Source organism: Nocardia nova NBRC 15556 (genome assembly GCF_001613005.1).
GTDB lineage: Bacteria > Actinomycetota > Actinomycetes > Mycobacteriales > Mycobacteriaceae > Nocardia > Nocardia nova.
The window spans coordinates 1-14,543 of the sequence record NZ_BDBN01000138.1 but is presented as its reverse complement, the minus strand read 5'-3'; the positions used below and the strand labels follow the sequence as shown (position 1 = coordinate 14,543).

Annotated in this window: 13 protein-coding genes and 1 pseudogene; 13 read left to right on the top strand and 1 reads right to left on the bottom strand. The window is 69.2% G+C overall.

The features are described from left to right. Positions 1 to 167: 167 nt before the first annotated feature. From NN2_RS34025 to NN2_RS34010, 4 genes are all read left to right on the top strand, one after another. Positions 168 to 1,151, top strand: coding sequence for a bifunctional riboflavin kinase/FAD synthetase (locus NN2_RS34025; RefSeq protein WP_030513180.1), 984 nt, complete (start codon positions 168 to 170; stop codon positions 1,149 to 1,151). 177 nt (positions 1,152 to 1,328) lie between these two features. Then, positions 1,329 to 1,598, top strand: coding sequence for a 30S ribosomal protein S15 (rpsO, locus tag NN2_RS34020; RefSeq protein WP_040720363.1), 270 nt, complete (start codon positions 1,329 to 1,331; stop codon positions 1,596 to 1,598). 404 nt (positions 1,599 to 2,002) lie between these two features. Then, positions 2,003 to 4,288, top strand: a complete 2,286-nt coding sequence (locus tag NN2_RS34015; RefSeq protein ID WP_063019231.1) for a polyribonucleotide nucleotidyltransferase — start codon at positions 2,003 to 2,005, stop codon at positions 4,286 to 4,288. A gap of 178 nt (positions 4,289 to 4,466) precedes the next feature. Continuing rightward, positions 4,467 to 5,783: a M16 family metallopeptidase gene (locus tag NN2_RS34010; protein ID WP_104406637.1), complete on the top strand. Its 1,317-nt coding sequence runs from the start codon at positions 4,467 to 4,469 to the stop codon at positions 5,781 to 5,783. 1 nt (position 5,784) lies between these two features. Here NN2_RS34010 and NN2_RS34005 read toward each other — a convergent pair whose 3' ends face one another. Beyond that, positions 5,785 to 6,129, bottom strand: a complete 345-nt coding sequence (locus NN2_RS34005) for an ArsR/SmtB family transcription factor (RefSeq protein ID WP_063019229.1) — start codon at positions 6,127 to 6,129, stop codon at positions 5,785 to 5,787. A 96-nt stretch (positions 6,130 to 6,225) separates the two neighbouring features. On the opposite strand from NN2_RS34005, the pseudogene NN2_RS34000 reads away from it, so the two are divergent. The 9 genes and pseudogenes from NN2_RS34000 to NN2_RS33960 all read left to right on the top strand — a co-directional run. Then, a pseudogene (locus NN2_RS34000) lies at positions 6,226 to 7,425 on the top strand (MFS transporter); the annotation flags it as partial. Positions 7,426 to 7,777: 352 nt separating this feature from the next. Beyond that, positions 7,778 to 8,878: a pentapeptide repeat-containing protein gene (locus tag NN2_RS33995; RefSeq protein ID WP_169812484.1), complete on the top strand. Its 1,101-nt coding sequence runs from the start codon at positions 7,778 to 7,780 to the stop codon at positions 8,876 to 8,878. 50 nt (positions 8,879 to 8,928) lie between these two features. Continuing rightward, positions 8,929 to 10,044, top strand: a complete 1,116-nt coding sequence (locus NN2_RS33990; protein WP_063019226.1) for an alcohol dehydrogenase catalytic domain-containing protein — start codon at positions 8,929 to 8,931, stop codon at positions 10,042 to 10,044. 147 nt (positions 10,045 to 10,191) lie between these two features. Next, positions 10,192 to 10,947 (top strand): 4-hydroxy-tetrahydrodipicolinate reductase, encoded by a 756-nt coding sequence (gene dapB / locus NN2_RS33985; RefSeq protein WP_169812483.1) that lies wholly within the window; start codon positions 10,192 to 10,194, stop codon positions 10,945 to 10,947. Next, the gene (locus NN2_RS33980; protein WP_063019224.1) at positions 10,944 to 11,432 is read left to right on the top strand and encodes a hypothetical protein; all 489 of its coding nucleotides are present in this window, start codon (positions 10,944 to 10,946) and stop codon (positions 11,430 to 11,432) included. The genes dapB and NN2_RS33980 overlap by 4 nt, the downstream gene beginning before the upstream one ends. Positions 11,433 to 11,462: 30 nt before the next feature. After that, positions 11,463 to 11,915: a flavodoxin family protein gene (locus tag NN2_RS33975; protein WP_030513190.1), complete on the top strand. Its 453-nt coding sequence runs from the start codon at positions 11,463 to 11,465 to the stop codon at positions 11,913 to 11,915. 125 nt (positions 11,916 to 12,040) lie between these two features. Then, a complete protein-coding gene (locus NN2_RS33970) occupies positions 12,041 to 12,697 on the top strand; it encodes a response regulator transcription factor (RefSeq protein WP_063019222.1) in 657 nt (218 codons plus the stop codon). Next, a complete protein-coding gene (locus tag NN2_RS33965) occupies positions 12,661 to 13,962 on the top strand; it encodes a sensor histidine kinase (protein WP_146100927.1) in 1,302 nt (433 codons plus the stop codon). The genes NN2_RS33970 and NN2_RS33965 overlap by 37 nt, the downstream gene beginning before the upstream one ends. Further along, positions 13,946 to 14,543, top strand: a 598-nt coding sequence (locus NN2_RS33960; RefSeq protein ID WP_501193557.1) for a DUF8320 family protein, incomplete at its 3' end; no start/stop codon positions are given. The genes NN2_RS33965 and NN2_RS33960, both read left to right, overlap by 17 nt.

The following is a 14,543-nucleotide window of genomic DNA, read 5'->3' as shown; positions in this document are numbered from 1 at the left end:
AGCGGGGGCGGGGCCGGCGCGGACCTGCCATCAGGTACAGCGGGACCATTGCGGCCGCAGCCCGCAAGCCCGCACAACCTCGCGCTCGCCGCGGGCGGGTGACGGTCGGGTGAACAACCGCCCCGCCGAATCCCGGTTCGTGACCGCGCTTGCGTAGGCTTCGGTGTGTGCAGAGATGGCGAAGTCTCGAGGAAATGCCACCGGACTGGGGTCGGTGTGTGCTCACCATCGGCGTGTTCGACGGTGTGCACCGCGGTCACGCCCAATTGATCAGCCGTGCGGTGAAATCCGCTGCGGTGCGCGGTGTTCCCTCGGTTCTCATGACCTTCGACCCGCATCCGATGGAAGTGGTGCGTCCCGGATCGCATCCGGCGCAGCTCACCACGTTGACCCGGCGCGCGGAGCTGGTCGAGGAACTCGGTATCGATGTGTTCCTGGTGATGCCGTTCACCCAGGACTTCATGAAGCTCACTCCCGGCCGCTACGTGCACGACCTGCTGGTCGAGAAGCTGCATGTCGCCGAGGTCGTGGTCGGCGACAACTTCACCTTCGGCAAGAAGGCGGCGGGCACCGTCGAGACCATGCGCGAGCTGGGCGGCCGGTTCGGCTTCGAGGTCGACGGTGTGAAGCTGGTCGGCGAACACGCGGTCACGTTCTCCTCCACCTACATCCGGGCCTGTGTCGACGCCGGTGACATGGCCGCGGCCGCCGACGCGCTCGGCCGCCCGCACCGGGTGGAGGGTGTCGTCGTCCACGGCGACGGCCGCGGTCGCGAACTCGGTTTTCCGACCGCCAACGTGGCTCCGCCGATGCATGCGGCGATCCCGGCCGACGGCGTATACGCGGGCTGGTTCACCGTGCTGGCCGCCGGAGAGACGGTCGGCGTCACCCGGCCGGGCAAGCGGGCCATGGCCGCGATCTCGGTGGGCACCAACCCGACCTTCTCCGGCCGCACCCGCACGGTCGAGGCCTTCGTCCTCGACACCGAGGCGGATCTGTACGGCCAGCACGTCGCCGTGGACTTCGTGCAGCATCTGCGCGGAATGCGCCGCTTCGACTCGATCGACGATCTGGTCCGGGCCATGGGCGACGACGTCGAGCAGACGCGACAGGTGCTGGCCGCCGCCGAGGCGAGCGACGCCCAGCGCTGAGCGAATCCGCCGGCCGGACAGATTCCCGGTGTGGGGGCCGGCCGGATCGGGCCGATTCGGTCCGACGTGCGGTGATCCGGTAGGCTGGCTCGTCGGGTCTGCTGCGGTCCGCGGTGGCGCCCGCCCGGGGTTTCCCGGTTTCCTCGAGCGCGGACTGAGAAAACAAGGAGTGAATTCGTGGCTCTGACCACCGAGCAGAAGGCGGCCATCCTCAAGGAGTACGGCCTGCACGAGAAGGACACCGGTTCGCCGGAGGCCCAGATCGCGCTGCTGTCCAAGCGGATCTCCGACCTGACCGAGCACCTGAAGGTGCACAAGCACGATCACCACACCCGCCACGGCCTGCTGGGCCTGATCGGTCGCCGTCGGCGGCTGTCGAAGTACCTGCAGGACAAGGACATCGAGCGCTACCGTTCGCTGATCGAGCGGCTCGGACTGCGGCGTTGATCTGCTCGCGCCCGCACGGACGCGAGACAGACGCGCTGACAATCACAGGTAGTTAACGCACAGCCGACGGGGAGGCATAGAATCTCCCCGTCGGCTAGTCGTATATCGGCACCGCACCAGCCGTATGCACCCGCACGCGTGGCGTCGGTCTTCGGTAGTGGCCTTTCGGCGAGAGTTGCCGGCGGGCTTCGATCGATGACCGCCTCCGCGTCGCCGGTTCCATGGGGGATCGGCCGGGTGTCGCGCCACAGCCAGGAGGGCTGTCGCGCGCCCGAGCCCGGGTACGGCTGCCTCGCGCAGACAAGCCGCTGCCTCCGGGCAGGGATGAAACTGCGCGGGGACACCCAGCCGGATCGCGCCTCGACGGCGTTCGATCCGGCGAGACGAGAGGTTGAGACAGAAATATGACCGAATCCCAGACGAGCTCCGCCATCGAGGTCGAACCCGGTGTGTTCGAATCGGTGGCCCTGATCGACAACGGGAGCTACGGCACCCGCACCGTCCGGTTCGAGACCGGGCGCCTGGCCAAGCAGGCCGCCGGCTCCGTCGTCGCCTACCTGGACGACGAGACCATGCTGCTGTCGGCCACCACGGCCGGTAAGCACCCCAAGGACCAGTTCGACTTCTTCCCGCTGACGGTCGACGTCGAGGAGCGGATGTACGCCGCGGGCCGCATCCCCGGCTCGTTCTTCCGCCGCGAGGGCCGCCCCTCCACCGACGCGATCCTGACTTGCCGCCTGATCGACCGTCCGCTGCGCCCGTCGTTCGTCGACGGCCTGCGCAACGAGATCCAGGTCGTAGTCACGGTGATGAGCCTGGATCCCAACGATCTCTACGACGTGGTCGCGATCAACGCGGCGTCGGCCTCGACTCAGATTGCGGGACTTCCGTTCTCGGGTCCGGTCGGTGGCGTGCGCGTGGCGCTCATCCAGGGCCAGTGGGTCGCGTTCCCGACCGTCGAGCAGCTGGAAGAGGCCGTGTTCGACATGGTCGTCGCCGGCCGCGTGGTCGAGTCCGGTGACGTCGCGATCATGATGGTCGAGGCCGAGGCGACCGACAAGGTCATCGCGCTGGTCGAAGACGGCGCCCAGGCGCCGACGGAAACCGTTGTGGCCGAAGGTCTCGAGGCCGCCAAGCCGTTCATCGCGCGGCTGTGCAAGGCGCAGGCCGACCTGGCGGCGCTGGCCTCCAAGCCCACCGAGGAGTTCCCGCTCTTCCCGCCGTACGAGGCCGACGTCTACACCGCCGTCGAGGGCACCGCGAAGAACCCGCTGGGTGAGGCGCTGTCGATCGCCGGCAAGCAGGAGCGCGAGGAGCGCATCGACGAGATCAAGCTCGAGGTGCTCTCGGCGCTGACCGAGGACTTCGAGGGCCGCGAGAAGGAGATCGGCGCGGCGTTCCGCTCGGTCACCAAGAAGCTTGTGCGCCAGCGCATCCTGTCCGACGGCTTCCGCATCGACGGTCGTGGCCTGGCCGACATCCGGGCGCTGTCCGCCGAGGTCGCCGTGGTCCCGCGGGCGCACGGTTCGGCGCTGTTCGAGCGCGGTGAGACCCAGATCCTGGGCGTCACCACCCTCGACATGGTGAAGATGGCCCAGCAGGTCGACTCGCTCGGCCCGGAGACCAGCAAGCGCTACATGCACCACTACAACTTCCCGCCGTTCTCCACCGGTGAGACCGGCCGCGTCGGCTCGCCCAAGCGGCGCGAGATCGGCCACGGCGCGCTCGCCGAGCGGGCGCTGGTGCCGGTGCTGCCGAGCCAGGAGGAGTTCCCCTACGCCATCCGCCAGGTGTCGGAAGCGCTGAGCTCCAACGGATCCACCTCGATGGGTTCGGTGTGTGCCTCCACGCTGTCGCTGCTGAACGCGGGTGTGCCGCTGAAGTCCCCGGTCGCCGGTATCGCCATGGGTCTGGTGTCCGACGAGGTCACCGGCGACAACGGTGAGTCGGAGACCCGCTACGTCGCGCTGACCGACATTCTCGGCGCCGAGGACGCCTTCGGCGACATGGACTTCAAGGTCGCCGGTACCCGCGACTTCGTCACCGCGCTGCAGCTCGACACCAAGCTCGACGGCATTCCGTCGAAGGTGCTGGCCGGTGCGCTCAACCAGGCTCGCGACGCGCGCCTGACCATCCTGGACGTGATGGCCGAGGCCATCGCCACCCCGGACGAGATGAGCCCCTACGCGCCGCGCGTCACCGCGATCAAGATCCCGGTCGACAAGATCGGCGAGGTGATCGGGCCCAAGGGCAAGGTCATCAACCAGATCACCGAGGACACCGGCGCCAACATCTCCATCGAGGACGACGGCACCGTGTTCGTCGGCGCGACCGACGGCCCGTCGGCGCAGGCCGCGATCGACGCGATCAACGCCATCGCCAACCCGCAGCTGCCGAAGGTCGGCGAGCGCTTCCTGGGCACGGTCGTCAAGACCACCGCCTTCGGCGCGTTCGTCTCGCTGCTGCCGGGCCGCGACGGTCTGGTGCACATCTCGAAGCTGGGCAACGGCAAGCGGGTCGGCAAGGTCGAGGACGTGGTGAACGTCGGCGACAAGATCCGCGTCGAGATCGCCGATATCGACAACCGCGGCAAGATCTCGCTGGTCCCGGTGTCGGAGGAGGAGAGCGCGGAGACCGCTGCTCCGGCCGCCGACGAGGCTCCGGCTGCAGCCGAGGCCGCGGCCGAGTAAATAGTTGGATGTGACGAAGAAGAAGTCCTCGGCGCGCGCCCCGAAGCCCTCGGTTTCGACGCGCGCGCCGGGCAGCACAGCTCGCGCGCCGAAGACGAAGCAAGCCTCGCGCGCGGGAACTCCGGCGAAAGCCGGCGCCGACGCCCCCTTGCTCGCTCTCGAGCAGGGGGGCTCTTCGCTGGTCCTCGCCGAGGACGGGTCGTTCTCCGACAGCGGGGTGCGGCGTACGGTACTGCCGGGCGGACTGCGGGTGGTCACCGAACATGTGCCCGGGGTGCGATCGGCGTCGATCGGTGTCTGGGTCGGCGTCGGCTCACGCGACGAGGGGCCCTCGGTGGCCGGCGCCGCGCACTTCCTGGAACACCTGCTGTTCAAGGCGACCCCGACTCGTACCGCGCTGGACATCGCCGAGGCCGTGGACGCGGTCGGCGGGGAACTCAACGCGTTCACCGCCAAGGAGCAGACCTGTTACTACGCCCATGTGCTGGACGACGATCTGCCGCTCGCGGTCGATGTCGTCTCCGACGTGGTGCTGAACGGGTTGTGCCGTCCGATCGATGTCGACGTGGAACGTCAGGTGGTGCTCGAGGAGATCTCGATGCGCGACGACGATCCCGAGGACCTGGTCGGCGACTCGTTCTTGACCGCGCTGTTCGGCGATCATCCGATCGGGCGGCCGGTGATCGGCACCGTCGACTCAGTCGAGCAGATGACCGCCGCGCAGCTGCGCGGGTTCCATCTGCGCCGCTACCGTCCGGACCGGATGGTGGTGGCGGTGGCCGGCAATATCGAGCACGAACACACCGTGGAGCTGGTGCATCGCGCGTTCGGCGACCGGCTCGATCCGTTGCGGGAACCGGCGCCGCGCCGCGAAGGGCATTTCCGCAAGCGCACGGCACCGCAGCTGCACTGGACCTACCGCGACAGCGAACAGGCGCATCTGGTGTTCGGGGTGCGCGCGTTCGGCCGGCACGAAGGGCATAAGCGCTGGCCGCTGTCGGTGCTGAACACCGTGCTCGGCGGCGGGCTCAGTTCCCGTCTCTTCCAACGGATCCGGGAGGAACGCGGCCTGGCGTACTCGGTGTATTCCAGCGTCGACACCTTCGCCGACACCGGCGCCTTCTCGGTCTATCTGGGATGTCAGCCCGAAAATCTCGGCGAGGTCACGACATTGGCGCGCGAGGTCCTGGAAGATGTTGCCGCCAACGGGATCACCGACGCCGAATGTGCCCGGGCCAAGGGATCGCTGCGCGGTGGACTGGTGCTGGGCCTCGAGGATTCCGGCTCCCGGATGAACCGCATCGGCCGCAGTGAACTCAGCTACGGCAATCACCGCAGCGTCTCGGAGACGCTGGCGCGCATCGACGCCGTCACCACCGCGGAGGTGTCCGCGATCGCCCGCACCCTGCTGGCGCGGCCGTACGCGGCCTCGGTGGCGGGACCGTATCGGAGGATGCGCGACCTGCCCGGTGCGGTGAAACGCTTGGCGGAGTGAGTCAGTCGCGCGGTGCGGCGCCGGATTCGCCCGCGCGATTGGCCGCGCCCACCACCGCCGCGAGCAGTCCCGGCAGGGCGTGCTCGACTTCCTCGGTGCGCAGCCGCGCGTAGGTCTGGCCGTCGGCGACGATGCGTTCGGTGACCCCGGCCTCGCGCAGAATTTTCAGGTGGTGGGTCGCGGTGGATTTGTTGATGGTGTCGTAGAGCATGCCGCAGCGCACCGGGCCGCCGGCATTGCTGAGCCTGCGCACCATCTCGAGCCGGACCGGGTCGTGCAGGGCGCCGAGCACCTCCTGCACGGTGGCGACCGGATGAGCTTCCACGGTCTTGTTGCTATCGCTCATGATCTTTCTCACGGGAAATTCGGTTTGATGGGAATCAAACCATCGCTACGGTGGTTGAGTTCGATCGCAATCAAACTTACCTGATGGAGAGAATCGATGGCCGCAACTGTCACGGTTGCACCGGCTCCGCGGACCACACAGTCCTGGGCCTATGCACTGATTCTGGTCGCCAGCGGAGTCGCGCTCGGAGTATCCGGTGTTCCCGCCCCGCTCTACGGCCTGTACCAGAAGGAATGGCATTTCTCGCCGCTGACCACCACCATCGTTTTCGCCGTCTACGCCATCGCCGCGCTGGCCGCGGTTCTGGTGTCGGGCAAGATTTCCGATGTGGTCGGCCGCAAGCCGGTGCTGCTGGGCGCACTCGCCACGATGGTGATCGGACTGGTCGTCTTCCTGTTCGCCGACAATGTCGCGATGCTGCTGGTGGCGCGGGCGCTGCACGGCGTGGCCGTCGGTGCCACCGTCGTCGCCGGGGCGGCGGCGCTGCTGGATCTGCGTCCCCAGCACGGCGCGCGGTCGGGGCAGCTGACGGGTGTGGCCTTCAATGTCGGTATGGCCGTGGCCATTCTGGGGTCGGCACTGCTCGCCCAGTACGTTCCGCATCCGCTGCGCACGCCGTATGTGGTGATCACGGTGTTCTGCCTGCTGATCGGCGTGGGCGTGGTGGTGATGACCGAAACGCACACCGCGCGGATGTCGGGTCCCATCCGGATCGCGAAACCGGCGGTACCGCAGGAGATCCGGGCCGATTTCTGGTTCTCGGCGCTGGGCGTCATGGCGGCGTGGTCGGTACTGGGTGTGCTGCTGTCGCTGTATCCCTCGCTGGCTGCCGAGAAGACCGGCGTGCACAATCTGGTCTTCGGCGGTGCCGTGGTCGCCTCGACCGCGACGGCCGGGGCGCTGGCTCAGCTGTTCGCGACCGCGATTCCGGCGCGTCGCGCGGCCGTCGGCGGTGATACCGGGATGGCGATCGCGCTGCTGCTGACCATTCCGGCGCTGGCGACCCACAACTGGGTCGTGGTGCTGCTGGCCGGTGTTCTGCTCGGCGCGACCTTCGGCCTGGGCTTCGGCGGATCGCTGCGGCATCTGTCGAATGTGGTGCCGCAGCACAAGCGCGGCGAGACCATGTCCGCCTACTACCTGCTGGCCTATACGGCGATGGCCCTGCCGACCGTGCTGGCCGGTTGGGCGGCCACGCAGTGGGGGATGGGCACGATCTTCCCGTGGTTCGTGGTGGTGGTCGCCGCGGCCTGCCTGACCGCGGCCGCGATCGGGGTGCGCGGGAGTCGCACGGCGAACTGGTCGGCGCGAAACAGTCTGCCGGACAAGACGATGCGGCGTCCGCCCGAAAGGCGGGCGCCGCGTCGCCGCTCGGCCGGGCCGAATCCTCCACCGGCTGTGGCGGATCCGGAATTGTCGTTACTATGCGCCCATGGCTCGGCGGGGGACATTTGCGCAGCGGCAGGCTCAGCGGATACAGCGTTCGGCATTGCTGGTATCGGTCGTCTCGGTGGTGCTCGGCGGTTTGGCGATCGCGGGTATCGCCTGGTGGGTGCTGTGGCTCGCGCTCGGCGCGAAGGCCGATACGCCGAACCAGCTGGATCTGACGAAGATCGCGTTGTCGGTCTCGGCCGGTGTGGGCGGTGCGGTGGCGCTGGTCGTGGCCTATCGCAAACAGCGCGACAACGAACGCGGCCGCTTCGCGCAGCTGTTCGGGGCCGCCGCGGCGCAACTGGGTAATGCCGATGTCGCGGTGCGCATGGCGGGTGTCTACGCGATGGCGGGGGTGGCCGACGAATTCGCCGCGCGCGGCATGCGCCAGCAGTGCATCGACGTGCTGTGCGGCTACCTGCGACTGCCCTACGACCCCGACGAAGGGGCTACCCACCTGAGCTCTCGCAAGATCACCGACGGAGCGGGCGGGCCGCAGGTGGAGCGCGCCTACCAGCTGCGGCAGAACGATCGCGAGGTGCGGCGCACCATCATCGCGGTGATCGTGACCCATCTGCGCCCGCAGGCCGAAACATCGTGGTCGCACTGCGATTTCAACTTCGACGACGCGGTGCTCGAGGATGTCGACTTCCGCTGGGCGGTCTTCGCCGGCGGGCATACGCATCTGCGCGGTACCCGCTTCATCGGTGAGCGGTCCGCCAACTTCGAGAACGTGGAATTCGTCGGCACGCACGTGACGTTCCACAGCGCGCACTTCGAGAGCGACGCGCTGTTCCGGGGCACGAAATTCACCCCGACCTCGGGCGACGTCTACACCGGGCGCGCCGGCACCAGCTTCGTGAATGCCGTCTTCCGCGGTAAGGCCGACTTCACCGAGGCCGAATTCGGCGGGCCCCGAACACGATTCACCGGCGCCCGGTTCACCGGCCCGACGACGTCGTTCACCCGGGCGCGCTTCACCGCCGACAGCACCTTCTTCGACGGCGTCGAGGTGGCGGGGGACAGTGCGCGTTTCGACGGCATCGTGGTCGGCAGCTCGCGAATCACCTGTGCCGACACACGTTTCGACTCCGGCGACACGGTGTTCGACAACGCTCGCATCGGCCTCGAACGGGATGTGCCCGATGTCGATCTCCGGGGAGTCACCTGTCGTGGCACGGTGTCGGCGGAGCACGCCCTCATCCCGGGGTGGCCGTGCGGCCCGAGCGCACCGGACCGGGCGCCGGTGGAGTCGGACGCGGAGGAGGCGGGTCTTCCCGCCGGCACCGCTTCGGTCGTCGGACCGCCGGAAGACTGAGTAGTCGGCGCCGATACTCGGCGCGGCGCTCGCCCGGTACCGTCGGTGCCATGAAGATTCGTGGTGCTGTGCTGGAGCGGATCGGCGACCCGACTCCCTATGCCGATTCGACCCCGATCGTGATCGAGGATCTGGAGTTGGCGGAGCCGGGACCGGGGGAGCTGCTGGTCCGGATCGAGGCGGCCGGACTGTGTCATTCGGACCTGTCGGTGGTGGACGGAAACCGGGTGCGGCCGGTGCCGATGCTGCTCGGCCACGAGGCGGCCGGAAGGGTCGAGCAGGTGGGTCCCGGTGACAGCGATCTGCGGGTCGGCCAGCGGGTCGTGATGACCTTCCTGCCGCGCTGCGGACAGTGCGAGGGCTGCGCCACCGACGGCCGCACCCCGTGTGTGCCGGGCAGCGTCGCCAACAACGAGGGCGAGCTGCTGGGCGGCGGTCGCCGACTGCGCCGCGCGAACGGACCCGTCCACCACCATCTCGGCGTCTCCGGATTCGCCACCCACGCCGTGGTCGATCGGCGGTCGGTGGTGCCGGTCGACGACGATGTCCCGCCGGAGGTCGCCGCCGTACTCGGCTGCGCGGTCCTCACCGGCGGCGGGGCCTTGCTGAATTCGGCCCGCCCCGGCGCGGGGGACCGCATCATGGTCGTCGGTCTCGGTGGCGTGGGTATGGCCGCCGTGCTGGCGGCCGCCTCGCTGCGGGACAGCCTCGGCGCTGAGGTCATCGCCGTCGACACCGTGCCCGAAAAGCTGACGCTGGCAAAGGAATTGGGCGCCACGCAGGTCTACACGCCGGTGGAGGTGGCCGAGCGCGGCATCGCGGCGGAGGTCGTGGTGGAGGCCGCGGGGAATGTGCGGGCCTTCGAGACCGCGGTGACGGCCACCGCGCCCGGCGGCACCACGGTGACCGTCGGGCTACCCCATCCCGAAGCGCGCGCGAGTATTTCACCGCTCGGTCTGGTCGCGCAGGGACGTTCCATCGTAGGCAGCTACCTCGGCTCGGCGGTTCCGGCGCGCGACATCCCGGAGTACGTGCGGATGTGGCGGGAGGGCCGGCTGCCCGTCGAACGACTGGTCTCCTCGCGTATCCGGCTCGACGAGATCAACCACGCCATGGACGAGCTGGCCGCCGGGCACGCCTTGCGTCAGGTGATCGTCTTCGACTGAGGCGCCGGCCTCGCCTCTGCCGTCGGCTCTCGGTGGTCGCGCCGGGTGACGCACGCGACTTCCGGGTGACCGGTGTGGTGGCGCCCGGGACCCCTGCCGATAGGCTCTGACCGCAACGGGCATCGAACGGTATGTGAGGAGTTCACGGTGGCGACGAACCGGATCCGGGTGGGCGTACTCGGCGCGCAGGGCAAGGTCGGGCAGGCGATCTGCGCGGCGGTCGAGGCCGCCGACGACCTGGAGCTGGTCGCCGGGGTCGACAAGGACGACGCGCTCGAGGCCTTCACCGAGGCCGGCGCCCAGGTCGTGGTCGACTTCACCCACCCCGACGTGGTGATGCCGAATCTGAAGTGGTTGGTGGAACGCGGTATTCACGCCGTGGTCGGCACCACCGGTTTCGACGAATCCCGGCTCGCGCAGGTGCGCTCCTGGCTGGCGGACAATCCCGAGGTGGGCGTGCTGATCGCCCCCAACTTCGCCATCGGCGCGGTGCTGTCGATGCGGTTCGCCGAACAGGCCGCCCGGTGGTTCGATTCGGTCGAGGTCGTCGAACTGCACCACCCGAACAAGGCCGACGCACCCTCCGGCACCGCCTATCGCACCGCCGGCATCATCGCCGAGGCCCGCAAGCAGGCCGGCGTGGGCCCGAGCCCCGATGCCACCACCACCGAACTCGACGGCGCGCGCGGGGCGAGCGTCGACGGGGTGCGGGTGCATTCGGTGCGGCTGGCCGGGCTTGTCGCGCATCAGGAGGTGCTGTTCGGCACCCAGGGCGAAACGCTCACGATCCGCCACGATTCGATCGACCGCACCTCCTTCGCACCGGGTGTACTGCTGGGTGTGCGCCGGATCGGCGCCCGCCCGGGCCTCACCGTCGGGCTCGATCCGCTGCTGGACCTGTGAACGAGCGCGACAGCGGGCGACAGGTGCTGCGCATCGTCGCCTTCATCGTCTTCCTGGTCGTCGCGCTGGGTTTCTACTTCCTGCTGCTGGGTCGCATCGCGATCGAACTGATGACCTCGGGCAAGCCCGCCGCCGTCGCGATGGGCGTGGGCGTGCTGATCCTGCCGATCCTCGGAGTGTGGGTGGTGGCCACCAGCATTCGCGCCGCCCTCGCCCACCAGCATCTGGCCCGGCGCATCCACGGCGAGGGCCTCGAACTCGACGTCTCCGACCTGCCCCGCCGCCCCTCCGGCCGGCTGGAGAAGGCCGCCGCCGACGAGCTGTTCGAACAGGTCAAGAAGGAGTGGGAGGCAGACCCCGACAACTGGCGCACCAACTATCGCGCCGCCCGGGCCTACGACTACGCCGGCGACCGCTCGCGCGCTCGCGAAACCATGCGCCGCGCCGTGGAACTCGAGCGCGTCGAACGCCGGACCGGGTCCTGACCCACCGCCGGCCCCACTAGGCTCGCCTGGGTGCCGACGTTGCTGATCATCCACCACACGCCTTCGCCGTTCCTGCAGGACATGTTCGAAGCGGTGGTCGCGGGCGCCACCGACCCCGAGATCGAGGGAGTCGAGGTGGTGCGGCGGGCGGCACTGGCCGTGACCGCGAGCGATGTCCTCGCCGCCGACGGCTATGTGCTGGGCACGCCGGCCAATCTGGGCTACATGTCGGGCGCGCTCAAACACGCCTTCGACACCTTCTACTACCCCTGCCTCGACAGCACCCGCGGCCGGCCGTTCGGGGTGTACATCCACGGCAATCAGGGCACCGAGGGCGCCGAGCGCAGCATCACGACCGTGACGACCGGGATGGGGTGGCAACAGGCCGCCGCACCCGTGATCGTCACAGGTCAGCCGGGCAAGGACGACCGGGAGAAATGCTGGGAACTGGGCGCGACGATAGCGGCGCAGTTGACCGCCTGAGCCGGTGACCCGATTTCTGGTGTCTCACACGGATATCACCGGCACCGTCATACTCGACGGCAGGACGTCGCGTTCCCGGCCGGGGCGCGGCGTGGTGTTCGGGTTTCGGGAAGGGTGAGGACCATATGACGCCACCGCGGCGGATCGGTCTGGTCGAGGACCACGAGTCGGTCGCGCTCGGCCTGGCCAGCATGCTGGCCGGCGAAAGCGATCTGGAACTGGTCATCACCGCCGGAACCGTGTCCGAATTGCTCTCGGCGGCACCGGAACTGGATCTGGTGATCCTCGATCTGCGGCTCGCCGACGGTTCCACCCCGCAGTCCAATGTGCAGGCCCTGCGCGATCGCGGGCTCGAGGTGCTGGTGTTCACCGGAGCCGATAATCCCTTCTTGGTGCGCTCGGCCGCGCGCGCCGGGGTGCTGGGCGTGGTGCGCAAATCCGAGGATGTGCAGACCGTGGTCGCCGCGGTGCGCGCCGCCGCGAACGGCGAACAGGTGGTCACCACCGATTGGGCCGCCGCCATCGACGGCGATCCGCAGCTGCGCGACGTCGGATTGAGCCCGCGTCAGCAGGAGGTGCTGACCCTCTACGCGTCCGGCGAGAAGGCTTCCCGGGTGGCGCGGCTGACCGGGCTCTCGGAACAGACGGTCAACGACTACCTGGGCCGGATCCGCCAGAAATACGCCGACGCCGGCCGCCCCGCGCCCACCAAGACCGACCTCTACAAGCGCGCGGTGGAGGACGGATGGCTTCCGGTGCCCGAACGCAACAACCAGGCATGATCGCGGTCGACGCACCCGGAGTCTTCGCGCGCACCGCAGCCGCGGCCCGCATCCGGGTTCCCGGCCGCGCGCAGGTGCGCTCCGATACGCCTGCGGTGGAGCGCGTCATGCGCCGGCTGGGGCTCTCGATCGGCGCGGGTGGGGTGATCATGGGCCTCGCCGATCTTCCGGAGATCACCGAGCAGGCGCGGTTCACGCCCGCCTGGTGGACGCCGAGTGCCAGCGCGCTGGCGTTCGGACTGTTCCCGGTACTGGCCGTGCTGTCGATCCGGTCGAGCCCGCGCACCATCCGGCTGGTGTCGAGTTGCGCCGCGGTGGCCTTCCTGTCCGCGGTGGCGACCATGCTGATCGGGCTCGACACCCACAGCATCGGCGCGAATTCGGTGTGGCTGTATCGGATGCTGCCACTCGGTGTGCTCGCGGCGACGTTGGCGTGGCCGGCGCTCGTCGCGGTGGCGTATCTGCTGATCGGCTCGGCGGCCGTCGCGTTGACGAATATCTATCTGGCGGAACAGTTCACGGCAGCGTCCGTGCTCAGCGCGTTCGCCCGCGCCGTCGGGTTGTCGGCGCTGTTCGTGTGGTGTGTGGTTTCGGCGTTGTCGGCCGCGGCCCGGGTGGACCGCGAATCGGTGGCGGCGAGTAGACAGGCTGCCGAAGCCGCCGCGGCCGCGGCCCGGGACAACGAGAGTGCCCGCTTCGCCGCCCTCATTCACGACGCCGTTCTCTCCACGCTGCTGGACGCCTCGCGCGGTAGCGAACCCTCGGATGTGTTGCGCCGGCAGGCCGAACGCACCCTGGACCAACTCGACGAGATCCGCGTCGAATCGCGCGAACCCGATGTGCTCGACGCTCGTGCGGCCGTGACTTTCCTGCGCGCCGCGGTGCACGAGGTGAATGCCGGCATTCGGTTCACCACCAGGACCTGGCCGGGCTTCGACGACCTGCGCATGCCCGCCGCCGCCGCGCGCACCCTCGCCGCCGCCCTGGCCGAAGCGGTCCGCAACAGCCTGCGCCACGCGGCGGTGCCCGGTCGCGCGGTGACGCGCACAGTGACCTGCACGATCAGCGCGGGCAGCATCCGGGTCGTCTTCACCGACGACGGCGCGGGATTCGACGCGAACGCGGTCTCCGCGGACCGCCTCGGCATCTCGGTGAGCATTCTCGGCCGCATGCGCCAGCTGGCCGGTGGCGCCGGATTCGTGGAATCGCAACCCGGGGAGGGCACCGCTGTGACCTTGGTGTGGGGCGGTGACGGTGCGCACTGAATCCGGTCGTGAACAAGCGTTCGGGTTGCGTGAGCTGCTCGGACTGCGCGGCCCCACCGCGTGGCTGTTCCTGGTCCTGCTGGAGGGGACCATCACCCTCTACATGGTCCGCAACCTCGACTCCACCACTGCGCTGCCGGCGGTGACCGCGCTGATCGTGATGGTGGTGGGCGGTGCACTGGTGCTGGTGGTCCCCGGCGATCCGCTGCCGTGGACCGTGACGATCTTCGTCGCCGCCGCCGGACCGGTCGCCACCGCCCTGACCTCGGTCGCTCCCGGCATACCGGAAACCCGCCAGATGGTGTGGACCACCTTCGCGACCTCGTATGTGCTGGCCGTGCTGGTCCTGCGCGGCCGGATGGGCACGGCGTGGCTCGGCGTGGCCGGAGTCGCGGTCGTCATCGGTGTCGACGGCGCGCGGGCCTGGCTGAACGCGAGCGCGATCGTCGCCGCGATCGTGCCCATCGGCACCGTCATCGCCATCTCGGTGTTCGCGCAGATCATGCGGCCCACCCAGCGTTCGCTGCGGGGGTTGCGCGAGGAAGCGAGCGCCCAGGCCGCCGCGGAGGCGACGATGGCGG

Excerpts from the sequence above, each read along its gene's own strand:
- NN2_RS33970 (WP_063019222.1), top strand. The coding sequence starts at position 12,041 with ATGACGCCACCGCGGCGGATCGGTCTGGTCGAGGACCACGAGTCGGTC.
- NN2_RS34005 (WP_063019229.1), bottom strand. The coding sequence starts at position 6,129 with ATGAGCGATAGCAACAAGACCGTGGAAGCTCATCCGGTCGCCACCGTG.
- NN2_RS33990 (WP_063019226.1), top strand. The coding sequence starts at position 8,929 with ATGAAGATTCGTGGTGCTGTGCTGGAGCGGATCGGCGACCCGACTCCC.
- NN2_RS34015 (WP_063019231.1), top strand. The coding sequence starts at position 2,003 with ATGACCGAATCCCAGACGAGCTCCGCCATCGAGGTCGAACCCGGTGTG.
- NN2_RS33965 (WP_146100927.1), top strand. The coding sequence starts at position 12,661 with ATGGCTTCCGGTGCCCGAACGCAACAACCAGGCATGATCGCGGTCGAC.